Here is a 25,743-nt window from a genome sequence, read left to right on the forward strand (position 1 = left end):
TTATTTCGTACGCCGTGCTTTCACGACAAACCCGAGACCGATGTTCGCAACAGTCAGAATGCCGAATAATAAGACCAACCATGCATTGTAACTTATGGAGACCGCCGTCGCGATCATTAACAGCACCGAACTAACGGCAAACATGAGGGACAATCTTTTACTCAACAGGGTCATCTCCTAAGCATATTTTTCTCAGCAACCCGCATACTAACGAGGCAAGCTTGCAAACCATTCATCAAAACGAAAGGAGAGTGTACTCATGCCAGGAGGAGGCGGAGGCGGTTCAAGACGAGGCCGTCGTAACCGTGTTCTTGTTCCACAAGCAAGAGTGGGACTTGACAGCTTGAAAATGGAAGCCGCTCAAGCATTGGGCGTGCAAACGCCGGCTGATGGATACTATGGCTTTATAGCTGCTCGTGAGACAGGTGCTCTCGGTGGTTATATGGTCAAAAACATGATCGCTAGCGCTGAAGCGCAATTGTCGAGCCAACTGGGCGGCCAAATGAGCGGACGCTAAGGACTGCGATAGTCCGGCACCGAAAGCCCGAGGTTAACCTCGGGCTTTTACATTGTGCGCTTTGGCCTGCCAAACGTCAAGCGTACGCAGCAATCGTTCATCCGCTTTCAGGTATGAACGACTGTTGAAAAATTTATAAAAGGGCAGGGATATTGCCATGATCCTATTTTGCGAATATGTTATACCGGACGAGCATCGAGCCGCTTTTGAAGCTTGGATTCAAGACGACCCCTCCCGCTTCTCGGACGCTCAATTGTTGGAGAACACCGCACAGCCGGGAGTTTATGTGGAAATATGGCCGATCAGGACGTTTGAAGATGGGGCCAGGAAAGAAAAAGAACGCCGCGAAGGGCGTTCCTGGACAGCTATGGAACAATGGGTGAAAGCGGCCGGGACGGCCTGCGTATTTGGACATTCCGGCCGGTTATTCATCCCGCGTAGGTCCGCCCCCGCCTGCGCCGAACGGAAGAGTATAAACAAGAGGCTCATCGAACGTTACATAATCAAGATTTAACATAAGCAGCAAATATCGTCTGCCGGTAGTGGGGTCGCTGATAATAATGTGATCGCGTCCGGCGGCCTCCAGCATACCTTTAAAGATTTTGGCGTTCCACTCGCTGTTATTTTCGTATGTCATGTAAAAGGTGCCGACCTTGCCTAAGTTCATACGAAGAATATTTTCAACATAGGACTCTTCACCGTTTGTAGACGGAAGAACCGAGCCGTCAGGCAGAATTTGGGCGCCGCTTGGGGCAGGCGGGGGCGCTGTAGTCGTCCCTCCGCCGACGGAGAATCCGCCGACACCCGGAAAGGATCCGCCGCCCGGGAATCCGCCGCCACCGCCGGGAAGGCCACCACCGCCGCCGGGGAATCCGCCGCCGCCCGGAAGCCCGCCCCGGGAAACCCACCGACACCCGGAAAGCCGCCGCCCGAAGGCGCGCCGCCGGGCATACCGCCCGTTAAACCGCCGCTAGGCGAACCCGGTGTCTGCGTCTGCGGAGACATCGGCCAAGGCATTTGACTGTACATTGAGAGAATCCTCCTTTAATTTATGATCGCACGGCCGCAGCAAGTTGCGAACGCCGACCGACTGATCAGTAGACCGTCGGGCAATCCTGAGGGTCCGGCGCATAGAAGCAATGCGCTTTGTACCTGCCTGTGTTCCGTTGATCGTACCAGGTGGCCGGGCACGCCCCTGCCGGCCGGAAAAACCACAATGAGTTCGAGGCCGGATGCTGACGCTCCCCGTTGACAATCCTTCTCGCCAATCGAACGTCCTTCTGTCTTGCCCTTTGATAAAAATAAGGTTTCTGCACAGCTTCGAACCCGCCCGGTGACTGGTACACCATGTTTGGAATGGAGCGGATATTCTTGAAGTCAAGGCAATCTCCCCGAACGCGATTCACACCCACATTGCCCACCATGAGCATGCCTAACTCGCCTTCGCCCTCCGCTTCAGCCCGCATCAACCGAGCCAACATTTGCACGTGTTCATTGTTCGTTTTGATGACGGCCATCCGTTGCCACCCTTCTTTCATCAAGCTGCCTAAGCCCATGTCAAATGATTTGGGCGACTGTCGCAATACAGTTTATTTCGCCCATATGAATTGTGTGACTGGTTCCCTGCAGACATTTGGCATCGTCGCACCTTGTTCACAGGCGGTGGCGATTTGATGAACACCGAGGTGCGAACGTTGTCATTGCTTGAAGATTTAGGGTATCATTGAACCAATGTTTATTGTCGCCGTTTTGTTGGAATTAAAGGAGGTACTTCGTGCTTAAAGATCTTGTGGCCCTCACCAAGCCGCGCATCATCCGTCTGAATCTGTTTGCGGCTTTCGGCGGTTTTTGGGTTGCTGCCCAAGGGGCTGTCACTAACCATATTTGGCTTTTGATCTGGACGATGCTCGGCTCCGCACTGACTATGGCTTCCGCTTGCGTATTCAACAATTATCTGGACCGGGACTTTGATACGAAAATGGCCCGTACCCGCAATCGCGCGCTCCCGCAAGGCCGCCTAACCCCGCAGGGTGTACTTATCTATGCTGTCATTCTAGGAATCGCGGGACTAGCCATTTTATTCGGACTCGTTAATGCCCGGGTCGGCTGGCTCGGCCTGCTTGGAATGTTCGTGTATGTCGTTATCTATACGATGTGGCTGAAACGCAGTTCCACCTGGAGCACTTCAATCGGAGGAGTTTCCGGCGCTATGCCTCCTGTCATCGGTTACTGTGCGATTAATGACATTGACGCCGGTGCATGGATACTGTTCGCTCTATTGTTCCTGTGGCAGCCGCCGCATTTTTGGTCGCTGGCCATCAGACGACGCGACGAATACCGTGACGCCGGATTTCCTCTATTACCGGTGGTCAAAGGGGTTGCCCGCACCAAATGGCAGATGCTTCCTTATATCCTGCTTCTCATTCCGGCGTCCATTTTGTTCTACACCTACGGTTATGTAGGCAGATATTTTTTGATTTTATCACTTGGCATAGCCGTAGTTTGGCTCATTCATGCGGTGAGCGGATTGCGCGCTAAGGACGATGAGAAATGGGCGAAAGCCGATTTTATGATTTCAATTAATTATCTGATGATCGTGTTTTTAGCGATGATACTGAATACGAACGGGGTGTAAGGCAGTATGGAACAGTCCGGGGATGAACAAATGCAGCCGAAGAAACACAATCTGCAGCGATACGCATTTCCTCTAATTGTACTCGCATTATGTGCAGGCATGGGCGCTTACTTGCTGCTAAGTCAGATGAAAAAGCCGGAGCTTCCTGTGTTGGCGCAGGGAACGGAGTTTTCTTATGCGGATATGAATGGGGAGACCGTCACCTTAAGCGGAACGAACGGTAAAGTGCGTCTGCTGTATTTCTTTTTCGCCAACTGTCCCGATGTGTGTCCGCCTACGACATTCCTCATGTCGCAAGTGCAGGAGGAATTGAAGCAAGACGGTCTGTTCGGTGACAAGGTTCAATTTCTGTCCGTCACCATCGACCCTGATCATGATACGCCTGCGGTTCTGAAGGAGTACGCGCAGCGCTTTCATGCCGACCGGCAAGGATGGAAATTTCTTTGGGGCGACGAGAAAGCGACGGCAGAGCTCGCCCGCAAGTATCTGACCGATGTAGGAAAAGACAAGGACGGCAATTATTGGCATATGAATCTCATCATTCTGCTCGATGAGGATGGACAGATCCGCGATTTGATTTCAGCCCAAAATTACATCGAGCCGGGACCGAAACAGTTGAAGCCAAGCGCCATGGCGGACAAAATCAAAAGTCTGCTGTAGGGAAGGCCAAGCGCACATGTTGTGCGCTTTTTTTGTTGTCTTAAAGCCACGTTGAAACGCCCATTTTGTCCGTATCGACTTCCCATTTGCTTGTCTCACAGCCGTTTGCGGACGTTTTGGGCGTATCATCAGTTATTTCTCTCGCTGAACGTTGAAAATGCCTGCTGTTACGCCCAAATTGTCCTTATGTCAACGAGCGCCAGGCGAAAAACTCAGCTGTTGCGGACGTTTTGGGCTTAACCGTATCAATTATCGCAATATAATTCACTGCATTTCCCAGACGGATTGCGGCGGGGGGTAAAGGATGAACTCTTCAAGTCCGGCTTTCTCCAGCTGTTGGATAAGGTACTCCTCCGGAGTACCTTCGACGCCTTTATACCCTTTTCGGGTGTAAATATGATCCGCGTCGGGGAACACATCCCGAAGCATGCCTCTGATGCGGCTGCCGGAAGAATCGTGATCGGTGAATAAATAGACGTGCCGCTCACCTATTTCTTTTCTTAGCGACTCGATGCGTTTCGAATTCAGGGTGCCGAACGTGCAGTAAATGGGGACGTCCGACGACAGGACACGGGCGAGGCGGCTTTTGTCATTTTTTCCTTCGACGATGATTGCAACATCCATGAGAGCTCCCCCGTTTCAACAGTGAAGTGATTACTATTGTACCACGGCTGCAGAATTTCCCTCACGCTTGTCCGGCGTGCGGCCGCTCCCGTTCCAACAAAAAGAGACCGCAGCTAACACGGCCCTCTCGGAAGCGCACCATATGGGATTCGCGTCACCAGGCGCGCAATATGATGACCAACAAAATGAACAAAACGAGAATCAAGGTCGCGGTAGCTGCGAACCCGAAATGATGGGACATGTTCCGTTCACCCCGCTTTTGCAGCCGCAGATTTTGCCTTTCACCGTCACCATTTCAGGCTTAGGCTACAGTGCATCATATGTTCTTTATCGGCGGTTGAAGTGTGCGGGTACCCATATGAACCAGAAACTCACAATGCGGCATCACCGGAGAATTAATGGCCGGATGCGCGCGGTGTCGAGGCGCTGCCGTACCAATTCGCGCGATACGTAGGACGGGGAAACAGGAAGATGAGGGAAATCATCAACGCGACAAAGGACAAGAAGTACGGGGAGAAATAATCCCTGGCCGCACCGGCCGCAACGGGACCGATGAACGAGCCGATCGACAGCGAAATGGAGAGTATGGAAAAGGTCCGGCCGTATCTTGAGGGTCCGCTTAACTGCAGCAGCAGAGACGACATAGCCGGGAAGATCACTCCTTTCGCCATCCCGATTATAAACAGCAGCAAGAACAACGGGATCGGCCAATTCGAGGCCAGCCCGTAGTAAGCCGCCGCTAAAAGCATGACACCGGACACCGTCCGGCTGTAGGGCAGATAGCGGTTAAGAAACAGCAGGCCCAGCGTGGCGAGCGCGCCTAAGCTGACAACAGAAAATAACAAGCCCGTTGTCATGAGCTCGGCGCTCTCATTCCCCCGCAGCGGCAGTTCAAATGACAAAATGCCCTGTGCGCAGGCAAGCCCGAGCGGGAGTGAAAATACGTACCAAGGAAAGGCGTTTGCCGTTTCACTGCCCGTCGGCGCGGCCGCGCTTTCCGGCATTGGACTTTCCCCGGCGGAGTTTCTATCTGAACTGTTGTCGGCTAAGCTTTGGGTACCGTCATTCGCTGCGGCAGGTTCGCGAACAAACCATATGGATGTGATTCCCGTTACTAACAAGATCCAGCCCAAGATTGCGAACGAGCGGCTGAACCCGATCGTGGCCGCAAGCCAGGCGCCCGCCGCCGGTGACACAACGGATGCAATCGTATGGACCAGTCCATTGCCGGCCATAAGCTTCCCTTGTTGAAAATGATCACGGGCCAGCCTTGCCAGCAGTGACATACAAGCGGGGGATAAGAACGCCAGCACAAAGCCGCTGATCGAACGGATATAGAGAAGCTGCCAGGGGTCGGTCACCTGCGATTGAAAAAGCAGCAGCAAGCCCGCACCGGTTAAGCTTCCGGCTATAAACAGCTTGCTGCCGAAGCGGTCCACACCGTACCCGGCTATCAAATTCCCGGGTAGATGCGTAAGAGAATACATTCCCATTACAAGTCCTATAAATGAGGGAGCCGCGCCTAAAGACACGGCAAACGGGGTGAGCATCGGATATTGCGCATGCAGGTCAAAAAACGCCACGAACAGAAACAGATACAGCCAGACGGCGGTTTTCATCAGCTATAAGCCTCCCTTGTACGGGGAATCACCCCTTGTCCGCAACCGCGGCCTATCCTACTTGTACGTTCCGAAAGTGTCGGTTATGCCGATCGTTTACGGGGTGTCGTTTTGTGCGGTATAATGAAAAGGATGCAAATCAATGCAATTCTCTCAGTGGAGGAGATAGAATGAGTTTTAACTCCGAGGCATGGATTCAGTTTTTGCAAGACCGTTGGCTGATCGTCGCGGTTGCAATTGTGGCGATTTTCGTCATCATGAACCTGGTCAAAACGGTGCTCAAGTGGGTGCTTGTCATTGCGATCATCATCGGGATCGTAGCATACGCCGGTTACAGTATAGATGATATTCAAGCATTAGGTACGAAAGTTTCCGAGGTTTCGGATGCGGCGGCTCAAGAAGCCAAAGATCAAGCCATCAAAGCGATGGCGGGAGAAGCGAGCCAGGCCGTTTATGTAAATAACCCCGATGGATCCTATTCCATCACGACAACCAATCTGGCATTAACGGGTATACCTAATTCAGGGGAAGTAACAGTCAAGTTCCGGGGGATCTCACTCGGTACTTGGGATATGGAAGGCGCAGTCCGTGATTTTGTCTTGCAAGCACGGGCTTCGAAGAAATAAATGGACATGGGCATTTTATTGCCGTTTATAGACTCTAACCTGGTTACCTGGATTTTATTGGTTGTTGTCATCGTCTCACTGTATCAGGGGATACGCAGAGGAGCTTCCGGTTCTGCCAAACAGCTGCTCTATTTTTTGATAAGCGCGCTGCTGGCCGTCGCGGGCATTGTTGTGTCCGCATGGGCGGCATCGGCACTCTCACCTCATTTGCAGCAATGGCTGATGGAGAGACATATGGAGAGGCCGGCCGCGGATGCAAATTTCTTCGTGCAATTCGGGTACACGGCAGTTTCGGGGCTCCGTGATTTGCCGCTTTTCCGGTTTGCAGCATTGTTTCTTGTCGTCTACACGGTCATGCGACTGATCACTGGCTTCATCTTCGGAGCGCTGGCGACGGTTGTTTCATTACCGTTTGCGCTATTCCCGTCCGGCGGAGCCGCCAGCCGTTCTGTAGGCGGCGTGATCGGGCTTGCTTTGGGAGCCGGCCGGGCGTTATTGTTCACGGCTGTGCTGTTTGCCTACTGCGCTCTACTTCCTCAAGGTCCGATGACGGACTACATCCAGCATTCAAGCTTATATCGCGAAGCATCCGCCCAAATTATTCGTCCGGCAGCGGGAACTCTGCTCGAAGAGAAGCTTCCCGTATTCGCGGAAGCGATGACCGCCGAGCTGGAGCAGCTTTGGCAGCGCCGTTACGACGTCATTGACGCCGAGCTGCCTCAAGATATCGTGGCTGCAGCGGTCAAGGTGACGGAAGGCAAGACCGGCGACGAGGCTAAGGCTCGCGCTCTGTATGAATGGGTGGGCAGCCGGGTCGCATATGATTGGGATAAGGTCAAGGCATATGAGGAACGCGGCGAATGGCGGGAGCAGAACCCGCAGCAGACCTTTGCGACGCGTAAAGGGGTATGCATCGATTATGCCCGGTTATACGCCGCCATGGCGCGCGCAGTCGATCTGGACGTAAAGGTCGTAACCGGTTTAGGTTATGACGGCCGGGGAGGCTACGGGCCGCATGCCTGGAACGAAGTGTATCTGACCGAGCACAAACGGTGGGTGCCTTTGGATCCTACCTGGGCCCAAGCCGGGGATTGGTTCGATCCCGACGGCTTTTCCAATACGCATATTCGGCAATCTTAACTGTGGGTAACTAATTTGAAGACGGTCTTTGTGCATCGCTCCAAGATGCCGCATATCGCAACGCAGGCGCTCGTATCATTTGCGACATAAAGGCTAGGAGGTTTATTCGAGTGGGCAATCATTCTACTGAAGAAGCGCAGAAGCGCGAGATAAGAAACAGACGGCATTTCAGCTTCCGGCTGAACGTGTTTTTCTTTGTCACATTTTTTGTTTTTTCCATGCTGATCGTCCGTCTGGCTTATCTTCAATTCGTTGAAGGGCCTACGCTGAAAGCACAAGAGCACAAGCTCGGGACACGCCCGGTGTATGTGCCGCCGATTCGCGGCAATATTTATGATTCCAGCGGACTTCCGATCGCCTACTCGACTTCTACACAATCTCTGTACTATACGAAGGAACCGGGCACGACCGAGGAAGAAGCCATGGCGCTGGCGCAAGAGCTGGTGAGAGTTTTTAACCTATACGGAGTCAAAACAGACAAGTACGGCGACTCAAAAGAAAAGCCGCTCACTGCGGCAGACGTCTTCGCCGACATGGACTTCGGTGGTGTGGTGCATTATCCGTACCAGCCTCGCCGCATTAAATCCGGATTGACGAAGGAAGAGATCGCTTACTTTGCCGAACACAGCAAACAGTTCAAAGGCATCGATGTCGTCGAGGAGAGCATCCGTCAGTACAGCCCGGACAAGGTAGCCGTACAGCTTGTCGGTTATTTGAAGAAAATGAAGGGTGCAAGCACTCTCGCCAAATATAAAGATGTCAGCAAAACCCAAACCGATCCGACGTTGAAATATTTACCTTCGGAAGAAGTCGGATATGACGGGCTGGAGCTGATGTATCAGGATGAGCTTCGCGGCCGCAACGGCGTGAAGGAATATCCGGTGAATAAAGACAGCCAGATCGTAGGACCAATGAAGCTCACCAAGCCCGTTAAAGGGAACAACCTCTATTTGACCATTAATAAACATATACAATTGGCCACGCAAAAAGCGATTACGGAACATTTGGCTAAAATACGCACGTCGACGAACAAAGCGGAGAGAGCTCAGTATGCCCGGACCGCTTACGCCGTTGCTATGGAAGTGGACACAGGTAAAGTCGTGGCGATGGCCAGCATGCCGGATTATGATCCGAGTGTCTGGGAGGGCGGCAGCATCAGCGATAAGGATTTGAAGCAAGTCCAATTTTTCCAGTACAACGGGACGATTAAGGATGTTCCGCCGCCTTACGAAAAATATGAGGAGCGCAAAGAACATCCCTCCTCGCTGGTGTATTTGGGGTCCACTCAAAAACCGTTGTCCATACTGCTAGGGTTAAACGAGAAATTGTTCACCGTCAACTCCAGGTGGTATGATCCGGGCTATTTTGAATTCGGTCGCAAAGGATATGAAACCAAGATACGCAATGCGAATGATACGGCAAACGGATGGCTGACTCCGTCTATGGGAATTGCGAAGTCTTCCAATGCGTTCATGTCCAAAATGGTGGGAAATGCCCTTTATATGAAATTCAAAGGCGATAGCGGCGTTCAGATCTGGGATCGCTACATGAAACAGTTCGGTCTTGGAGTGACAACGGGCAGCGGTTTGCCGAACGAATCCGCCGGCGTTATCGACTACTTCAACGAGGCCGAGAAAGCCAGTGTTCAATCGGCACTTATTCGAGCCTCGTGGGGGCAGCAGGGAAGGTATACCACTTTGCAGCTGGCTCAATATGCTTCTATGCTGGCGAACCGCGGTAAAAGAATGAAGCCTCAGTTCGTAAACGAGATCAGAGACGCTGACAATCATGTCGTACAGCCGTATCAAGCGGAAATTTTGAATACCGTTGATTTCCCGGACTCGTACTGGAAGACGATCGAGACCGGTATGTCGAAAGTTCCGGTCCAAGGCTTTGAAGGCTTCCCATACAACTTCAACCGGAAAACCGGTACTTCACAGCAGGATGTAGGCAGTCGTCCCAGAGTAGAGAACGCAGTATTTATCGCATATGCTCCCGCCGAGAAACCGAAGCTGGCTGTAGCTGTGGTAGTGCCGGACGGCGGCTACGGCGGGTGGGGCGCCGCGCCGATCGCTCGCCAAATTTTTGACGCATACGATGCTGAGGTCGGATTAACAGGGACCCCGCGCAAGCCGACGCAGGCACCAGGCACCGCGGGTTCGGCGGGCAGCTCCGTAACGAACGATGCCGCTCCCTCCGACCAGGGAACAGCGCCGTAAAAAGTGTAGACTCCGCCCTGGAGAAAGGGCGGATTTTTTTCGCGCATGCTGTTCTCCATTTCAATTGACGTATCAAAATATGTTAGAATGACGTTGAATTGTCGACGGCAAGAAGGAGTGAAGCAGCGAATTGGCATATGAGAAAGGGCAATACCGGCTCCTGGCTTTGGATCTGGACGGAACGCTCCTGAACGATCGCAGCGAAATAAGCGACACGAACGCGGAATGGGTGAGACACGCAGTTCGTGCAGGCGTGACCGTCTGCGTATCGACCGGTCGCGGCTTCCCCAGCGCGCTTCCTTATGCGGAGCAGCTCGGGCTGGATACGCCGATGATCACCGTGAACGGCGGGGAAATCTGGACGAAGCCTCATTCCCTGCACCGCAGAACGCTGCTCGACGCCGAGAAAGTAATGAAGCTTCATGCGCTGGCGGAAAAATACGATATCTGGTTCTGGGGCTATACCACCGAGAGTATTTACAACAAAGAACGGTGGACAGGCGACACGATTTCCAGCAAGTGGTTAAAATTCGGCTACTACACCGAGGATGTTCCGATACTTGACGCCATTCTGGCAGAAATCCGCACTTGGGACGGGCTTGAGATCAGCAACTCCTCCCCTTACAATATCGAGATCAACGCCGCAGGTGTGTCCAAGGCGACCGCACTTATGGAAGTTTGCCGGATGCTGGGTTACGACATGTCTGAAGTCGTGGCGGTCGGGGACAGCTTGAACGATATCGCCGCCATACGCGCATCAGGCTTAGGTGTGGCGATGGGCAACGCCCAAGACGAGGTCAAGGCTGCAGCGGATGTCATTACAGATACTGAAAATGAACATGGTGTAGCGAAAGTCATTCAAAATTATGTACTAAGGACGTGATGTCCGATGGCAGTGCTGGGCTGGCTGATTATCGTCGCCTTATTTGCAGTGGGAATGGCAGGTGCCGTATTCCCCATACTGCCTGGGGCGCTCGCGATCTATGCGGCATTTTTCGTCTACGGCTGGTTTTTCGGCTTTGACCCGTTCGGCGCCTGGTTTTGGATCTTCCAAACGCTCATTGTCGTCGTTTTGTTTGCCGCGGATTATATGGTAAACGCATGGGGCGTCAAAAGGTTCGGCGGGTCGCGAGCATCCGTGATCGGAAGCACGATCGGCATTGTGATAGGGCCTTTCGTCATCCCCGGCTTCGGTCTCATCATCGGGCCGCTCGCAGGCGCTATTATCGGGGAAATCCTTCACGGTTCATCGCTCGATCGTGCCGTGAAAGTCGGTTGGGGTGCCCTCGTCGGCCTTTTCACCAGCACGGTCGTTAAACTCATTTTGCAAGCGGCAATGATCGTCATTTTTATTATATGGCTTGTTGCCTATTAATCCTAAGGAGAGATGCATGATGGTTCGAGTAACGGTCTGGAATGAATTCAAGCATGAGCAAATACATGAAGAGGTGCGGGGAGTTTATCCGAACGGCATTCACAGCGCGATCGCAGAAGGATTGCAGGCCGCCGAGCAAGGTTTTAACGTTCGTACGGCTACCCAGCCGGAGCCGGAGCACGGACTGACTCAGGCAGTGCTCGACAGCACGGATGTGCTCATCTGGTGGGGACATATGGCTCATGAGGAGGTGCAAGATGAAATCGTGAGCCGGGTTCACGAACGCGTACTTAACGGGATGGGACTTATCGTCCTTCATTCGGGACATTTTTCGAAAATATTCAAAAAACTGATGGGAACCGGCTGCGATCTGAAATGGCGGGAAGCAACGAGAAAGAGCGGATCTGGACCGTGGATCCGTCGCACCCGATCGCGGAAGGTGTGCCGGAGCACTTCGAATTGAAGCCGGAGGAAATGTATGGCGAGCACTTCGACATTCCTGCGCCGGACGAGCTTATTTTCGTCAGCTGGTTCGAAGGCGGGGAAGTGTTCCGCAGCGGCTGCACGTTCCGCCGCGGACAGGGCAAAATCTTCTACTTCCGTCCGGGACATGAGACTTACCCGACGTACTATAATCCGCTGGTGCGGCGAGTGATCGCCAATGCGGTGAAATGGGCGGCTCCGTCAGCCGTTGCCAAGCCGGTTCGCGGAAATCATCAGCCGCTCGAACCGATCAAGTGAATCGAGGCTTAGAATCCAGTGAAAAAAGATACACTGCTTAAAGGTACGCTTATCCTGGCGGCCGCGGCGCTTGTCGCCCGGGCGCTGGGTGTGTTTCAGCGGGTACCGCTGGAGTATTTGCTTGGCAACAAAGGGGATGGCTACTACAGCGTTGCGAATAACGTGTATCTGCTGCTCCTTGTCATTGCAACGGCTGGAATACCGAGTGCTATCAGCAAAATGGTCTCCGAGCGACATGCGCTTGGCCGGGAAGAGGAAGCGAGGCAGGTGTATCGCGCAGCGTTGTTGTTCGGAGGCGCTGCAGGAATCGTCATCACGTTGGCGCTCTACGCAATGGCTCCGTGGCTGGCTGAAAGCATAATTGGACGTCCGGGTGCAGCGTCCGCCATTCGTGCAATCGCACCCGCTTTGCTGCTGTTTCCGACGATCGCCATGATGCGCGGTTACTTCCAAGGACGGCAGTATATGATGGCCGGGGGCTTATCTCAAATCGTAGAGCAGATACTTCGGGTCGCAGCAGCCGTCGCCATTGCGTTCACTCTGTACAGCTGGAATAAAAACGACGAGTGGATTGCGGCAGGCGCTTCATTCGGCAGCGTGCTCGGCAGCATCGGAGCATTTGCGGTAATGCTTTATTACGCAAAAAAGCTCCGGAATGCGGACAGGCAGGATCAGCCGAATCTCAAGCCTGCCGTACCACTGGCGCGGTCTCTCATCTACCGTGAAATGTTACGCTTGTCCGTTCCCATTGTCTTGACTGCAGTCACGGTACAGTTGATGTATACGCTTGACTCGCTGCTCGTTGTGCCGCTGACAGAGCATCGCTGGGGCGCTGTGACCGCGGAACAATGGTGGGGCATACTCGGCAACCGGGCGCAGTCCGTAGCGGGTATTCCCGTCATTCTAGCCATAGCGCTTAGCCAGTCCATTATCCCTGTGATATCTTCTGCCCACGCAGTAGGAGATAACAGCCGCGTGGGCCGGCAATCCTCGCTGGCCATTCGGCTCGCATTATACAGCGGTTTGCCGATCGTTCTATTGTTAACGATAGGCGCCTATAGTGTGAACGGAGCACTGTTCAGCTCCGCGGAGGGCAGTGGAATCGTGGCGATGCTCACCTTCGGCACACTTTTCCAAATCACCATGATGGTTACGAATTCAATCCTGCTGGGTTTGGGTCAGCCGAAGAAAGCAATGATGCATGCTTTTGCAGGAATTATTCTAAAAGTCATTTTGAGCTTTGCGTTGGCGCCGTGGTTCGGTGTATACGGTATTGTGGCCGCCACGACGATCTGTTTCCTGTCTGCTATGATCTTTAATATCATGAGCATTCAGCGTTTGACCGAGCTTCGCATTGTCGGCGATCGCTGGCCTGGATTCATTGCGACAACCGCGTCCTTAGGCGCTGCCGTGGGACTGATTCAGTGGCTTATGCTCACCGTGAGCGTAGGGTTGCCTGACAAGTTGTCTTTCCTTCTGACTTCCGCTGTGCTGGGTATCGTCGTCGCCGGCTTCTATCCCGTGTTGTTGGTCATGCTTAAAGTCGTCACAGCTGAAGAGGTAGCTATCTACCCGCGGCCTGTACGGCGTCTTCTTGCGCCGGTGCTGAAGCTTCGTGCCAAGACCTTCGAGCGCGGAATGTAAGTTTCCTGACCTTTATTTATTTCTCAGCGACAATACCGCGGTCTGCATTTTATACTGTCCGAACAGGTGCTCATGAGTCATGTCTATGACCAGAGGCATGTCTATTCGCTGCAGATGTGAAAGAATATCCAAGCTGTCAAACCAATCGCCTTCACTTACCGGGCTGAGCGGTCGATCCGGCCAAGCTTCGGCGAGAGGCGGGCTGAACCACAGCTTATCAAGGGCGGCATGCTCCGTAGCGGGGCTGCCGTCTTTTTGCTGTCTCCGCACTTTAGAAAAACGGCTCGGCCAGTAATCCGCACGGGATCCGGTGTGCGGAACTTGCAATGCAAAAGCGTGCGCGGATTGGAGTACGGCGGGGTAACCGAACAACATTGCATATAAACTTTTGCCGAATTCGATTCGCTCCGATAAATTTGTAAAGTCTTCGAGCACTCGCCCCGCTAAACGCCTGCTGCTTCTATTTCCGGAATCGCCGCCGCCCCGCAGAGGAACAACGACTTGATTCAGCTGCAAAATGGGCTGGCTTCGAAAAGATACGGTGTCAAAAACCCGATTCCGGTAATAGGGATCTGCTACGACTCTCCCTTGAATGACATTTTGCTCATTGATGATAAGAGCCACTGTTAACGGTACCGGGTTGCGATCGATCCAAAACCGGTTCCAGAAAGGCTGCATGAAGCGCGAAACGCCGAATTGGGGCAGCAGATGCCACAGCGGCCGGCCCGTTCGCCGGCTTTCGGAATACAGGAGGAGCTGCGGATATGCATCGCCAAAAATGAGAGCGTTGCAAGCTTCGAGAAGCTTGAAAATGGACTCTAGGGATGGGCCATCCATCACCTGAGGCGTCCACTGTCCTTTCAAATCCGTCATGTTCCAACCGCCGTTGCGTGATACCATGTGAGCCAGAAACGACCAGTGCAGCTCAAGATGCGCTTCATAAAAGCGCCAATATGCACTCGTGCGCGTCACATTATTGCGATTGAACTCAGCCGTTTCTGCGAGGATTCTAGTGCACAGCTCTTTCTCGTGAGCCGACAATGTGCCGTTCCGATTCCGCTCACTTCTCGAGACGGAAATGAGCTGGCGCCTGAAGTGTTCGACGCCCTCCGGATTGATATGTAGATCGTTTCTCCTCCGCGTCAGCAGGAACGAACCCCAAAGAGCGGACCCTTTTCCCGCCAAACCGAGCGCCAAATGCTTGAACACCTCTACCAGCGGCAACACAATCACCCCTATCGCAGGATTTCCAAATCACACGTCGAAATATGTAAATTGCAGTTAAAATGTTCCACCAAGAACACTCATGATCAGGGGAGAGATTACATTAATGGGGAAATATTCGCTGAAAAAAATGGCTTTAATCGCTTGTGCGCTGCTGTTGATCTTTATTGTCGGATGCGAGTCGGTCGGGGGACGTAATATAAATCAATTGATTTTGAAGCAATTGGAAGTTGAGAAGCTGGAGCAGTCTCAATTCATAGAGGTGGACATCGATTATAACGAGAATCAGCTCAATGAAGAAGATGCAAAAACGGCTCAAATGATGAAATGGTTCGAAAAGACTTCGCTTGAAATCACTCACTCCAAAATTGACGGCAAAGGCAGTATGTGGGTAAAAGGGGTATTCACCTTCAGCAAAGGCTCCATCCCTTTCACGTTGCATGCGGATAGCAAGACGGTTCGACTGGACGTCGAGGGCGTTTCGCGTCCGCTTATTTTGGACATCCATTCTGTCATGCGTTCGCCTCTTCCGGGGTTGATGCCTCCGGTGCATAATGCGGGCGCGCAAGATGCGCTTGTGAAATCGGCCCGCCAGCTGATCCGGAATGTGGCTCCCTATTTTGTAAACGCACTGCCTAATCCTCCGGTGATCAGCGTTGAACCGGCGACGGAGAACGTGAACGGCGTGTCCACATCATTGACCAAGGTTCATGCCGAACTGAATGGAGAACAGCTGGGTGAATTGATTCCCATCTACCTGGATCGGTTGATACAGGACAAAGAGGGATTCCGCAGCATGCTGCGTACTGTCGTACAGTGGGCGATGGATCTACCGCCTGAAATGAAAGAGATTTTCGACACGGGCTTTGAAGAGGAGAAGAATATCGAAGCCTATGTCGATGAAGGAATGGCTGAGCTATGGCCGATGCTGGAAGATGCGCAAAAAGAACTGAAGGACATGCGGCAGGACGATGAGTGGAAAGAGATTTTCGACAAAGGCATCACGCTGACTACCGACTTATATTTCGATGATCAGATGTATTTGCGAAAGTCCGCCATGCAGCTGAAGATTGCGCCTGCAGCTTTTGCGCGCGAGGATTTTCCGGTCCGCCAAATCACCGTCCGCACCCGCGGCGAAATGTGGAATGTGAACGGGGATGTTGCAGTGCCGGCCGTTGACGTTCCTGCCAATGCTCTCAATTTTGAAGAAATGGGCAGCATGCAACCTTTCAAAATACTCGGAATGATGGATAAGCAATCGGTAATCTATAATATTTTAAAAAATGATTTGCAGGTGGACGATCAATCTTTCACGCTGAGCAGCGAGTGGGGTGTCCCGTTCTATCAGGATAAAAAAGGTGTCGCCTATGTACCGATCCGCTCAACCATGGATGAATTTGGCGTCGCGCTCAGCACATCTGCCCGCAAGGGAGAAATTCGCTTCTACGATGAAGCCACGGGCCAGAAGTTTCTGTTCCTCATCGGTTCACAGAAGGCATTCGTTGACGGCAAAGCTGTCAAGCTGTCGTATAAAGTTACGGTTGACAAACACTTCACCTATATCGCTGCGCCCGATTTGTTCCGCCTTCTGAAGGCTGAATATAAAGTGACCAAGTCTGCGGACGGCGGGCTGCGGATGACGGTTACAAGGGATTTGTAAAAAGGTTATAATAACTCCTATAGAGAGAAAGAGGAGGAATGTACGATGCAGCGCATTACGCAAGAAGCGGATTTTCGGAAAATGATCGCTGACGACCGGTTAACGGTGGTGGTGTTTAAAACAACCTGGTGTAAAGACTGTCATTTTATGGAACCTTTTATTGCCGACGTTGAAGCGGACTATGCAGATCGGTTAACAATGATCGAGATTGACCGCGACGATATGGCGGATTTGTGCGCGGAGCTTAATATTCTTGGAATTCCAAGCTTCATCGCTTTCCGGAGCGGGCAAGAGTTAGTCCGTTTTGTAAGCAAGCTGAGGAAAACCCGGGAGGAAATCGAACAGTTCCTGGATCGTGCGGTTGCGGTCTCGAACGCGCTGCCCGCAGCGAAGTAACCGTTTCACAGATTCGCACCTCTTTCCCCGTTACAACGGGTGAAAGGGGTGCTTTTTTTATACCGTTAGTGTCACATTTTGAACATGGCATTGGGGGATGGGCTTGGGTATAATTAGATTTGGCTGGCTTTGCGCCTACTTTCACAAGAAATCGGGGATGGGCATGACCGTACAAAGATATCGGATACTGACCCTGTTAAGCTGTATCGGCATGTTTCTCGTGTTGATTGCCGGCGTACTCGTTACGAATACGGAATCCGGCGAAGGATGCGGAACGGACTGGCCTTTGTGCAACGGCCGCTTCGTACCGGCATATACGCTGCCGTCCATCGTTGAATATTCACACCGCGCAATAACAGGAATTGTCGGACTGTTGATCGGCGCTTCATTCATCGTCACATGGCGATGGAAGCCCGCTCGAAATAAAGAATCTCTTACGTACGCCGGCGGAGCGCTGTTTTTCACGTTCCTGCAGGCGATCCTTGGAATGATGGCGGTAAAATGGCAGCAATCGTCGCTTGTTATGGCACTGCATTTCGGGATATCGTTGTTCGCCTTCAGCTGTACTTGGCTGCTCTATTCTTTGGCGAAGCGGGATACGATGTGGGATAACACGGACGGCCGCACTGCGGCTGGCGCATCTGGAATGACCGTCAAAGCCCTGACGGTTCCCAGGACACTGTACCGAAGCGTCGTAGCTGTCCTGGCGTATTGTTATGTCGTCGTCTATCTAGGCGCGTATATACGCCATACGAGCTCCGGCGGCGGCTGCACAGGCTGGCCGCTCTGTAACGGTGAAGTTGTGCCTGAGCTTGGCGGCGTAACCGGCATTGCATTCGCTCACCGGGTTGCCGCGCTTCTCTTGCTGCTGCTGGTCGGCTTACTGGCCTGGAACGTGCGTAAAGCCGCAGGCGCCAAATCCGAGCTGACCTCGATCGCGTCGGGCACTTTGCTGCTTGTCATTCTGCAGGTGTTCAGCGGCGGCCTGCTTGCGATGACACTAGACAATGAGGATGTCTATGTCTTCACGAGTCTTCTTCATACGATTATTATTGCCGCGCTTTTCAGCATGCTTTGTTTGCTCGCCGTCAGGGTGCGGCAAATGTCTCGTTCATAGCGACCGGAGGTTAACATATGAGCTTTGATTCGCTTCGTCCATTTCTAGAGGAATTGCGCCGGAATGAAGAGTTGGCTGTTATTGATGCGCCGGTTGATCCGGTGCTGGAGATCGCTGAAATTCACCGTCGTGTCATCGACACGGAAGGGCCTGCGCTGCTCTTTACGAACGTCAAGGGAAGCAGCTTCCCCGTCGTCACCAATTTGTTCGGGACAAGCAGACGTGTGGATTTGGCTTTCGGTCCGCGCCCGGAGCAATTGGTCAATCGGTTAGTCGGTTCATTGGACAGTCTGCTGCCTCCATCTTTGCCCGCTTTGTGGCGCGAGAAGGATATGCTGTTCGATCTTCTCAAAGTGGGAATGAGGAATGTACCCAAGGAGCGCGCTCCGGTACTGCAATCCTCACGCCGGGAGCGGCCTCTTGCCGGACTTCCGGTCATCACCTCGTGGCAGGAGGACGGCGGACCTTTCGTGACGCTTCCTCTTGTGTACACCGAGCATCCACAGCATCCGAAGCAGCATAATCTCGGCATGTACCGAATGCAGGTGTTCGACGAGTCGACTACCGGCATGCATTGGCAAATACATAAAGGCGGCGGCTTCCATTATCACGAGGCGCAGCTGCAGGGCGAGGCGCTTCCGGTATCCGTGTTCCTCGGCGGACCTCCTGCGCTTATAGCGTCCGCGATCGCCCCGGTGCCTGAGAACGTGCCCGAGCTGCTTCTTGCCTCTCTGGTGATGGGTGGAAAGCTGCCGATGACGGACAATCCGCTTGGCGGTCACCGGATACCGGCGGAAGCGGAATTCGCCATCGTCGGCAAAGTGCCGCCGCATGAACGGCGCGCGGAAGGGCCGTTCGGCGATCATTTCGGCTATTATTCTCTGACGCATGATTTTCCGGTTTTTCATATTGATCATATGTGGCACCGCAAAGATGCCATTTATCCGGCAACCGTCGTCGGTAAGCCTCGCCAGGAGGACTATTATCTCGGAGAATTCCTGCAGCGTTTGCTATCGCCTGCGTTCCCGATGGTCATGTCCGGTGTTCGAAGCTTGTGGACATATGCCGAAACCGGGTTTCATCCGCTTGCGGCTGCGGTGGTGAGAGAAAGCTATTCGCGGGAAGCGCTGGGAACGGCATTCCGCATTCTCGGCGAAGGCCAGTTAACACTGACGAAATTTCTGATCCTGACCGACACGCCGATGGATTTAGGGAATTTCCCGCTGCTGCTGGAGACCGTTCTCGAACGGTTTGACCCGTTACGGGACTTATTCGTTTTTGATCATACGTCGCACGACACTTTGGACTATACCGGACCGCGGCTGAACCACGGCAGCAAAGCGGTACTGCTTGGGGTTGGAGATCCGGTACGGCAGCTGCCCGGTGAATATGATGGCGGCCCGCTGCCGGGTATCAACCGGGTAAAGCCGTACTGCCGGGGATGTCTTGTCGTCGAGGGCGCAGCTTATACTGCGGATCCGGAGCTTGGAGCAAGACTCGCGGAGCGGCTGTCGGCGGATAACTGCGACTGGCCGCTGATCATTCTGGCGGACAATGCCGACATTGCCGATGCCCAGACGCCGTTCTTGTGGACGACGTTCACGCGCTTCAATCCGGCAGCGGATATGTACGCGGCGAGCGAAGCGGGACGACATCATATCGGTTACCGGCTGCCGATCGTTATCGATGCCCGTATGAAGCCCGGCTACCCGGACGAGCTGTTTCCCCGCGAAGATATCGTCAAGCTGGTGGACAATCGTTGGAAGGAATATTTCAAATCGGCGAATGGGATCGGCTAAAATGAGAGAGAGACGGCGCAACTCACCGGACCGGTTGAGTGCTCCGTCTCTTTTGCGTTACAATGAAAGCAGCAGGTATTGGAATTTGGCGGGAGGAAGCAGCTTGCTGAGAATCATGTTCGGAGAGGAACCGAGAGAGTGGAAAGGTTCATCTCTCAATACGGTACAGGCAATAGAGCAATTCATTCGGCGTTGTTCGGAGGAGGCGGAACGGCGGCCGGAACAGGCGGTACGGCGGCCGGAACAGGCCTCTCAATTTCACACCTATCAATACTGGGCGGAAGGCCTTCTTCGTTCTATGGATGAGCTGGAGCAAGGCATTTACGCGGCGAAGCAATTCGCCAGCCGGATCAATCACACGGAAGTGGACGAGCTCTCAGCCAAGGAGAGGCTGAATTATTACCGCCATGTCTACTTTGACAAAAATTCTTATATTCGAATATTCGCTGTTCTCGATAAACTGGGTACATTTCTTAACTCGCTGCTAAAGCTGGAGACGGAGCGGTTGAAGGCGCACTATTCGTATTTCACCGTACTCCGGAACATGCGCATGAACGGCGTGCACCCTGAACTGGCGGGGCCGCTTGACGAATTGAAGGAGCAGCATCAGGAAGCTTTGAGCAGGCTTCGCAGACGCCGAAATACGGAAATTCACTATATGAATGCGGAACTTGAGGATGATCTCGAACAAACATTGATCCAGAAAGACCGTATAAGTCTGGAAAATATAAAAGCAAATATAGCGGATTTGGAGCAAGCATGGCTGCTCGCCGAAAGTTCCATTGGCGGCACGTTTCGTTTTGCAAACAAACGATTCGCGAAGTCGACTGAAGGATTCGGCTGAGAAATTCGACGCGATGGAGGGGAGTGCCGCGTGACGCTTAAAGGCAGGAACGCGCTGATCACGGGCAGCGCCAAAGGATTGGGGCGTCGAACGGCCTTGGAGCTTGCCGGACGGGGTTGTAACGTCGCGATTAATTATGTAACCAGCCGCGAAGAGGCCGAGAAGCTTGCCGGTGAAATTGAGGCAATGGGATGCCGGGCATACGCGGTGAAAGCCGATATCGCAGAGGCTGCACAGACGGAACGTCTCGTATCGCAAGTGGAGGAGCAGCTCGGCGGTATCGATATACTCGTCAACAATGCGGGACCGTTCATTCGTGAGCGGCGCCTGTTCGCGGACTATAAACCGGAAGAAATTCACTATCTGATGAACGGCAATCTGCTCGGCACCATGCTGCTCGATCACCGGGTGCTCCCGGGAATGAGAAGCCGCCAATGGGGGAGAATCTTTCATTTCGGTTTCGGGCACGCCGCGGAAGCCCGTTCCTGGCCGCATCGCGCGGTTTATGCCGCAGCGAAGGTAGGGCTGGTGTCTTTCACCAAAACTTTAGCGGTGGAAGAAGCGGCTAACGGCATTACCGTAAATATGATCTGCCCCGGAGATATCCGCGGCGGCAACAAAGAAAAGGGAATTGCCGATGTTGAGGGCATAATAGATGAAGAATCTCCGCGCGGGCGCCCGGAACGGGCGAAGATGTGGCGAGGATCATTGCTTTTCTCTGTTTGCCCGAATCGGACTTTCTAACCGGAAATACGATAGACGTATCCGGCGGGCTCGATCCGATCCGATCGAACCTGAAAAAATGACGAAAGGTCCCGCCGCACGGGCAGGACCTTCTTTACTGTCATAAGAAGAAAATCAGAACACTTGAACGACTTCTTCGATACCTTCGACTTCTTCCAGCAACGCGCGTTCGATACCCGCTTTAAGCGTGATTGTCGAGCTCGGGCAGCTGCCGCATGCACCCATCAGGCGCAGCTTCACGATTCCGTCTTCAACGTCGACCAGTTCAACGTCGCCGCCGTCGCGCTGCAGGAACGGACGCAATTTATCGAGCACCTCGAGCACTTCATCATACTGTGTGCTTGGAGCATTTGCACTCATGTTCATCCACTCCTTTCAATTTATATTATAGTACAAAACGCGAACTTTTCAAACAGACGCTTGAACATGATTCAAAGTAAGGAAAGGACTTGAAATTATGCACATCGTGGAATTCTGCGTTAGCATATGCATCATGGCACGGATAAGGTTCTGAAAAAACTCGAACAGCGGCCGGATATTGAAGTCATCGAATACGGCTGCTTGGGAAACTGCGGCGAGTGCTTCCTGTCACCGTTCGCTCTTGTGAACGGGGAGACGGTTCCCGCCGAAACGGCGGACCAGCTGTACGAGCTCGTTCTGGCCGCCATTGCCGAGCAGGAAGAACACAATTCCGCGTTAGACAAGCTTCTGGACGACCTTTAACCGAAGTGGCGTTTGCTTCTCCAGAGTACGCCGCTTTTCAGCATACGAGGAATTCGGCCGAGCAGAGGCGTTGTTCCCATCAATCCGAAGCCGGCTTTTTTGCCTAGAGAACCGAGGACTCCCTTAAGCTTGATGCGGGAGAGCTTCGGTTCTTTATTTTGCCACCGGGCAAGGATCACTTCCGCGACTTGCTCACCCAATGCTCCGGCCAGCTGTGCGCTTGGCGAGTGAGGCTGGCTTGAGCAGTCCCCCACCACATATACTTGAGGCGCGTTAGGCATTTCGTGCCACTCATTCACGATCAAACGGCCCTGTTGATCTTTGGGCTGGTTCATACGCTGTACAATGTCCACCGGTTGAATGCCTGCCGTCCACACCGTTACATCGGTGAAGATCGGTTGTACGCCGTTGTGTATAACACCCGGCTCCAGAGAGGTGATGCTGATGTGCGAGAACATCTCCACATCGTGCAGGCGGAACCAGGACGCCACATACTCCTGAAGCTTGCCCGGAAACGCGGACAGAATGCTGCCTCCGCGGTCAAGAATCCGAATATTGACGTCCGGACGGCTTTCACGCAATTCGGCAGCCACTTCCACGCCGCTCAATCCTCCGCCGACGATCGTCAGTTGACCATACGGGCGAATATCGTTCAGCTTCTGATAGGTGCGCCGGGTTGCCGATAATGATTGAATGCTGCAGGCGTTCTGCTCGGCACCTTCAATGCCGTGATAATTATCGGTACAGCCCAGAGCAATAACCAATGACTCATAAGGAAGCGGATCGCGGCCATTAATGTGAACCAGCCGCCGCTCCAGATCGACATCGGTAATATCCCCATACACCATCTCCAATTGGCTGTGGATGGGAAAGGCGACCCGGATGCCTGATCGGATACGGTGCCTGCCGCTAATGCGTAGTATTCCGTCTTTAGGCCTTGATATGGCATGCGGTCGACCAAAAACAGCCGGGCGTCTTCAGGTAAATCTTCCAACAGATTCTGGACGACAGCCAAGCCTCCGTATCCGCCGCCTAAGATAACGACGTTGCGCATAAGATGAATCTCCTTTGATGATCATGTCTGATGTGGTTAGTATGACACAGAAGAGCCCCCGTCTACCCGACGGGGAGCCCCGGCATTTATTCGTATATCTCGATCTCTTGGTAGAAGGTGTCCCGCTCTACAGGGATGCGCCCCGCACCTTTGATCAGCCAGATCAAATCCTCGCGGGTGATGCCCGCCGGTGTCAAAGCACCCGCCGCATGGCTGATACGTTCACGTACGATGGTGCCGTGAGCATCCGAAGCGCCCATTGTCAGCGCCAGTTGCGTAAGCTGCGTGCCGATATTAATGAAATAAGCCTTAATATGCTGGATATTATCGAGCATCAGCCTGCTGATGGCAATGGCTTTCAGGTCGTCAAACGCGGAATTCCGCCGCCGAATGCTTGCTTTCGGGCTGATCGGCTGCATCGACAGCGGGATGAACACTTGAAACCCGTTCGTCTCATCCTGCAGCTCCCGGATATGGAGCATATGCTGCACACGCTCCTCCACCGTTTCCACGGAACCGTACAGCATCGTGGTGTGAGTGCGCAATCCGAGCTGGTGGGCGTTACGGTGAACGTCGAGATATTGCTGTATGTCGCTTTGTCGTACCTTCATTTTTTCCGATTACTCTTGGGATAAAATTTCCGCTCCTCCGCCGGTAAGCGTTTCAAGTCCGGCTTCCATGAGCGTTTCCAGCACTTCCCTGTAACTCTTACCCGAAATTCTGGAGAAAAAATCAATTTCCGCTGCGGTATACGCTTTGATCGTCACATTCGGATAACGTTGTTTTAACGCTCTGATCGACTCTACATAATATTCGAAAGGCACATGCGGATTATGTCCGCCGACAATGTGAAACTCGCGCACCCCGGGGTGAATATGCTGATCGACGTAAGCGATCATTTCCTCGGGGGATAGAGTGTACGAGCCTTCCTGACCCTGATCTTTGCGAAAATTGCAGAACGCGCAGTGCGCCTCGCATACATTGGTAAAGTAGAGACTCATGTTTTCGATAAAATAAACTTTTTTTCCGTTCTTGCGTAAATTAACCTCGTTGGCAAGTTGTCCGATCGTAAGCAGATCCTCAGAGCGGTATAAGAACAGTCCGTCTTCGAAAGACAGGCGAACGCCGTTTCTGATTTTGTCGGCAATTTCCGCCATCTGGCGATCGGGATTCGTCGTAACGAGTGTCATGAGATGCGCCTCCTGTAGCTCTAAATAGAGCTTGTGAAAAAAAATAACTTACATTTGCTACAAATGAATTCCACGGTTAACAACTGTAAACATTATAAACCTCTGTGTAAACCCCGGCAACTTAAAAAAACGAAACGTATAAAACGCGGGAAAAAATCGGGAATGAACTTGTATATAAGCCAAAATATGGTTATGTTATTGCTAAAAAAACATTTGCCAAAAAGGATGTGCGTTCCACTGAAACCCGAGATCATGCCTCTCTCCGAATTGGAGAAATTGGGGGAGACCGAGAAGATTCAGACACTGCAGCAATACCGTGCGGCCTACACCATCAAGGACCTCAGCCAAGCTTGGGGACTATCCAATCCGATTCAATACTATATGTGGCTGAAAAAACAACACATTTACGAACAACTCGTGCGCCGTTCGGATAAGTTCGAACCCTCGAAAGAGTGGCGGCGCATGCAGGACTCCGAAGCGCGCGAGACGGAGCGGGGACGGGTGCGCGGTTTGTCCGCAGACCAGTTCCGCTACGCGCTTGACACAGACTCCTCGGGTCCGGAGCTCGCTCACGTATTCCGCAGGCTGGCCGATTTTCTGCAAAATGAAAAAGGGCAGTTCCGCTGCCGGATCGAATTAAAAGCTGTCGCACAGCAAGCGGCGGTCGATACATCTCTTGAGGCTTGAGGCTCTCTTGCGGTATACTATAGAGAGAACAGGCAAGGGGAGGGATCGCGTATGGCAACATCAACGATGGTCAACATCAGCGAAGCCGCCGGCGACAAGATTCAAGAGATGCTCGCTGCCGAAGAAACACCGAATTTGTTTCTGCGAATTGGCGTGCAAGAAGGCGGCTGCAGCGGTTTTTCATACGGAATGGGATTTGACGACGAGAAGCATGAGAAAGACGAGGAGCTGGACGTTCGCGGCTTGAAAGTCGTCGTGGACGGCGACAGCCTCAAATATTTGAACGGACTCGAAATCGACTGGAAAGAGTCCGCAATGGGCGGCGGGTTTACGATCAACAACCCGAACGCTGTTGCTACCTGCGGATGCGGATCATCCTTCCGTACCGCGACGGATTCGGGAAAGCCGAATCCCGAACAATGCTGATTCACAGTTTATGACAGACGCGACCGCGGCCGATTAGGGGCTGCGGTTTTTTTCTTAAAAAAGTAAACATCATATCTTA

At 52.9% G+C, this 25,743-nt stretch carries 22 protein-coding genes and 6 pseudogenes; 19 read left to right on the plus strand and 9 right to left on the minus strand.

The features are described from left to right. Window positions 1-165 carry a DUF2244 domain-containing protein gene (locus SD71_RS23925; protein WP_161793362.1) on the minus strand — a complete coding sequence of 55 codons (165 nt, stop codon included), beginning with the start codon at window positions 163-165 and terminating at the stop codon, window positions 1-3. 94 nt (window positions 166-259) lie between these two features. Here SD71_RS23925 and SD71_RS09085 point away from each other — a divergent pair, with 94 nt between their 5' ends. Beyond that, window positions 260-517, plus strand: coding sequence for an alpha/beta-type small acid-soluble spore protein (locus SD71_RS09085; RefSeq protein WP_041062093.1), 258 nt, complete (start codon window positions 260-262; stop codon window positions 515-517). Between the two features lie 424 nt (window positions 518-941). On the opposite strand, the pseudogene gerQ reads toward SD71_RS09085, so the two are convergent. Together gerQ and SD71_RS09100 are read right to left on the minus strand one after the other, a co-directional pair. Beyond that, window positions 942-1,346, minus strand: a pseudogene (gerQ, locus tag SD71_RS25540) (spore coat protein GerQ); the annotation flags it as partial. A 265-nt stretch (window positions 1,347-1,611) separates the two neighbouring features. After that, entirely contained in the window at window positions 1,612-2,034 is a 423-nt protein-coding gene (locus SD71_RS09100; RefSeq protein ID WP_041062094.1) for a cell wall hydrolase, read from the minus strand. A gap of 257 nt (window positions 2,035-2,291) precedes the next feature. Between SD71_RS09100 and cyoE the strand changes: the two genes are divergently transcribed. Together cyoE and SD71_RS09110 are read left to right on the plus strand one after the other, a co-directional pair. Then, a complete protein-coding gene (cyoE, locus tag SD71_RS09105) occupies window positions 2,292-3,152 on the plus strand; it encodes a heme o synthase (protein WP_041062095.1) in 861 nt (286 codons plus the stop codon). 6 nt (window positions 3,153-3,158) lie between these two features. Further along, entirely contained in the window at window positions 3,159-3,812 is a 654-nt protein-coding gene (locus SD71_RS09110) for an SCO family protein (protein ID WP_052476104.1), read from the plus strand. Between the two features lie 264 nt (window positions 3,813-4,076). Here the strand turns inward: SD71_RS09110 and SD71_RS09115 are convergent, their stop codons facing one another. Together SD71_RS09115 and SD71_RS09120 are read right to left on the minus strand one after the other, a co-directional pair. Then, window positions 4,077-4,436, minus strand: coding sequence for a toprim domain-containing protein (locus SD71_RS09115; protein ID WP_041062096.1), 360 nt, complete (start codon window positions 4,434-4,436; stop codon window positions 4,077-4,079). A gap of 395 nt (window positions 4,437-4,831) precedes the next feature. Then, window positions 4,832-6,055, minus strand: coding sequence for an MFS transporter (locus tag SD71_RS09120; RefSeq protein ID WP_041062097.1), 1,224 nt, complete (start codon window positions 6,053-6,055; stop codon window positions 4,832-4,834). Window positions 6,056-6,225: 170 nt separating this feature from the next. Here SD71_RS09120 and SD71_RS09125 point away from each other — a divergent pair, with 170 nt between their 5' ends. The 7 genes and pseudogenes from SD71_RS09125 to SD71_RS09155 all read left to right on the plus strand — a co-directional run bounded on the left by SD71_RS09125 (window position 6,226) and on the right by SD71_RS09155 (window position 13,800). Continuing rightward, the gene (locus SD71_RS09125) at window positions 6,226-6,681 is read left to right on the plus strand and encodes a hypothetical protein (protein WP_041062098.1); all 456 of its coding nucleotides are present in this window, start codon (window positions 6,226-6,228) and stop codon (window positions 6,679-6,681) included. A gap of 6 nt (window positions 6,682-6,687) precedes the next feature. Next, window positions 6,688-7,821 carry a transglutaminase domain-containing protein gene (locus tag SD71_RS09130; RefSeq protein WP_041062218.1) on the plus strand — a complete coding sequence of 378 codons (1,134 nt, stop codon included), beginning with the start codon at window positions 6,688-6,690 and terminating at the stop codon, window positions 7,819-7,821. Window positions 7,822-7,931: 110 nt separating this feature from the next. Next, window positions 7,932-10,040 (plus strand): peptidoglycan D,D-transpeptidase FtsI family protein, encoded by a 2,109-nt coding sequence (locus SD71_RS09135; RefSeq protein WP_041062099.1) that lies wholly within the window; start codon window positions 7,932-7,934, stop codon window positions 10,038-10,040. Between the two features lie 130 nt (window positions 10,041-10,170). Further along, window positions 10,171-10,923 carry a Cof-type HAD-IIB family hydrolase gene (locus SD71_RS09140; RefSeq protein WP_041062100.1) on the plus strand — a complete coding sequence of 251 codons (753 nt, stop codon included), beginning with the start codon at window positions 10,171-10,173 and terminating at the stop codon, window positions 10,921-10,923. 6 nt (window positions 10,924-10,929) lie between these two features. Further along, window positions 10,930-11,415: a DUF456 domain-containing protein gene (locus tag SD71_RS09145; protein WP_041062101.1), complete on the plus strand. Its 486-nt coding sequence runs from the start codon at window positions 10,930-10,932 to the stop codon at window positions 11,413-11,415. A 19-nt stretch (window positions 11,416-11,434) separates the two neighbouring features. Further along, a pseudogene (locus SD71_RS09150) lies at window positions 11,435-12,156 on the plus strand (ThuA domain-containing protein). A gap of 18 nt (window positions 12,157-12,174) precedes the next feature. Further along, complete coding sequence (locus SD71_RS09155; RefSeq protein ID WP_041062102.1) at window positions 12,175-13,800, plus strand: putative polysaccharide biosynthesis protein; 1,626 nt, start codon at window positions 12,175-12,177, stop codon at window positions 13,798-13,800. A gap of 12 nt (window positions 13,801-13,812) precedes the next feature. Here the strand turns inward: SD71_RS09155 and SD71_RS09160 are convergent, their stop codons facing one another. Beyond that, entirely contained in the window at window positions 13,813-15,024 is a 1,212-nt protein-coding gene (locus SD71_RS09160) for a DUF2515 family protein (RefSeq protein WP_052476106.1), read from the minus strand. A gap of 106 nt (window positions 15,025-15,130) precedes the next feature. Here SD71_RS09160 and SD71_RS09165 point away from each other — a divergent pair, with 106 nt between their 5' ends. The 6 genes and pseudogenes from SD71_RS09165 to SD71_RS09190 all read left to right on the plus strand — a co-directional run bounded on the left by SD71_RS09165 (window position 15,131) and on the right by SD71_RS09190 (window position 21,646). Beyond that, window positions 15,131-16,684, plus strand: coding sequence for a stalk domain-containing protein (locus SD71_RS09165; protein WP_041062103.1), 1,554 nt, complete (start codon window positions 15,131-15,133; stop codon window positions 16,682-16,684). Between the two features lie 45 nt (window positions 16,685-16,729). After that, a complete protein-coding gene (locus tag SD71_RS09170) occupies window positions 16,730-17,080 on the plus strand; it encodes a thioredoxin family protein (RefSeq protein ID WP_041062104.1) in 351 nt (116 codons plus the stop codon). Between the two features lie 103 nt (window positions 17,081-17,183). Beyond that, window positions 17,184-18,197, plus strand: a complete 1,014-nt coding sequence (locus SD71_RS09175) for a COX15/CtaA family protein (protein ID WP_326998730.1) — start codon at window positions 17,184-17,186, stop codon at window positions 18,195-18,197. Window positions 18,198-18,214: 17 nt separating this feature from the next. After that, complete coding sequence (locus tag SD71_RS09180; protein WP_041062105.1) at window positions 18,215-19,996, plus strand: UbiD family decarboxylase; 1,782 nt, start codon at window positions 18,215-18,217, stop codon at window positions 19,994-19,996. 1 nt (window position 19,997) lies between these two features. Continuing rightward, complete coding sequence (locus tag SD71_RS09185; protein ID WP_152619394.1) at window positions 19,998-20,840, plus strand: Cthe_2314 family HEPN domain-containing protein; 843 nt, start codon at window positions 19,998-20,000, stop codon at window positions 20,838-20,840. 30 nt (window positions 20,841-20,870) lie between these two features. Next, window positions 20,871-21,646: pseudogene (locus SD71_RS09190) on the plus strand (SDR family oxidoreductase). 52 nt (window positions 21,647-21,698) lie between these two features. Here the strand turns inward: SD71_RS09190 and SD71_RS09195 are convergent. Beyond that, window positions 21,699-21,944 carry a NifU family protein gene (locus tag SD71_RS09195; protein WP_041062106.1) on the minus strand — a complete coding sequence of 82 codons (246 nt, stop codon included), beginning with the start codon at window positions 21,942-21,944 and terminating at the stop codon, window positions 21,699-21,701. Window positions 21,945-22,038: 94 nt separating this feature from the next. Between SD71_RS09195 and SD71_RS09200 the strand changes: the two are divergent. Next, window positions 22,039-22,307, plus strand: a pseudogene (locus SD71_RS09200) (YuzB family protein). Here SD71_RS09200 and SD71_RS09205 read toward each other — a convergent pair. Both SD71_RS09205 and mqnE read right to left on the minus strand, forming a co-directional pair. Continuing rightward, window positions 22,304-23,361: pseudogene (locus tag SD71_RS09205) on the minus strand (NAD(P)/FAD-dependent oxidoreductase). The pseudogenes SD71_RS09200 and SD71_RS09205 sit on opposite strands and share 4 nt — an antisense overlap. Window positions 23,362-23,447: 86 nt before the next feature. Further along, window positions 23,448-24,551 (minus strand): annotated as a pseudogene (gene mqnE / locus SD71_RS09210) (aminofutalosine synthase MqnE). A gap of 162 nt (window positions 24,552-24,713) precedes the next feature. On the opposite strand from mqnE, the gene SD71_RS09215 reads away from it, so the two are divergent. Both SD71_RS09215 and SD71_RS09220 read left to right on the plus strand, forming a co-directional pair. Beyond that, the gene (locus SD71_RS09215; protein WP_052476108.1) at window positions 24,714-25,238 is read left to right on the plus strand and encodes a hypothetical protein; all 525 of its coding nucleotides are present in this window, start codon (window positions 24,714-24,716) and stop codon (window positions 25,236-25,238) included. A 66-nt stretch (window positions 25,239-25,304) separates the two neighbouring features. Then, on the plus strand, window positions 25,305-25,664 hold the full coding sequence (locus SD71_RS09220) for a HesB/IscA family protein (protein WP_041062223.1): 360 nt from the start codon (window positions 25,305-25,307) through the stop codon (window positions 25,662-25,664). The last annotated feature ends 79 nt before the right edge of the window (window positions 25,665-25,743 follow it).

Origin of the sequence: Cohnella kolymensis, from assembly GCF_000829465.1 — a bacterium.
Taxonomy (GTDB): Bacteria; Bacillota; Bacilli; order Paenibacillales; family Paenibacillaceae; genus Cohnella; species Cohnella kolymensis.

Coding starts and splice junctions, on each gene's coding strand:
- SD71_RS09180 (WP_041062105.1), top strand. CDS start 18,215: ATGAGCTTTGATTCGCTTCGTCCATTTCTAGAGGAATTGCGCCGGAAT.
- SD71_RS09165 (WP_041062103.1), top strand. CDS start 15,131: ATGGGGAAATATTCGCTGAAAAAAATGGCTTTAATCGCTTGTGCGCTG.
- SD71_RS09110 (WP_052476104.1), top strand. CDS start 3,159: ATGGAACAGTCCGGGGATGAACAAATGCAGCCGAAGAAACACAATCTG.
- SD71_RS09215 (WP_052476108.1), top strand. CDS start 24,714: ATGAACTTGTATATAAGCCAAAATATGGTTATGTTATTGCTAAAAAAA.
- SD71_RS09220 (WP_041062223.1), top strand. CDS start 25,305: ATGGTCAACATCAGCGAAGCCGCCGGCGACAAGATTCAAGAGATGCTC.
- SD71_RS09085 (WP_041062093.1), top strand. CDS start 260: ATGCCAGGAGGAGGCGGAGGCGGTTCAAGACGAGGCCGTCGTAACCGT.
- SD71_RS09170 (WP_041062104.1), top strand. CDS start 16,730: ATGCAGCGCATTACGCAAGAAGCGGATTTTCGGAAAATGATCGCTGAC.
- SD71_RS09130 (WP_041062218.1), top strand. CDS start 6,688: ATGGGCATTTTATTGCCGTTTATAGACTCTAACCTGGTTACCTGGATT.
- SD71_RS09195 (WP_041062106.1), bottom strand. CDS start 21,944: ATGAGTGCAAATGCTCCAAGCACACAGTATGATGAAGTGCTCGAGGTG.
- SD71_RS09145 (WP_041062101.1), top strand. CDS start 10,930: ATGGCAGTGCTGGGCTGGCTGATTATCGTCGCCTTATTTGCAGTGGGA.
- SD71_RS09115 (WP_041062096.1), bottom strand. CDS start 4,436: ATGGATGTTGCAATCATCGTCGAAGGAAAAAATGACAAAAGCCGCCTC.
- SD71_RS09120 (WP_041062097.1), bottom strand. CDS start 6,055: ATGAAAACCGCCGTCTGGCTGTATCTGTTTCTGTTCGTGGCGTTTTTT.
- SD71_RS09125 (WP_041062098.1), top strand. CDS start 6,226: ATGAGTTTTAACTCCGAGGCATGGATTCAGTTTTTGCAAGACCGTTGG.
- SD71_RS09185 (WP_152619394.1), top strand. CDS start 19,998: ATGAGAGAGAGACGGCGCAACTCACCGGACCGGTTGAGTGCTCCGTCT.
- SD71_RS09100 (WP_041062094.1), bottom strand. CDS start 2,034: ATGGCCGTCATCAAAACGAACAATGAACACGTGCAAATGTTGGCTCGG.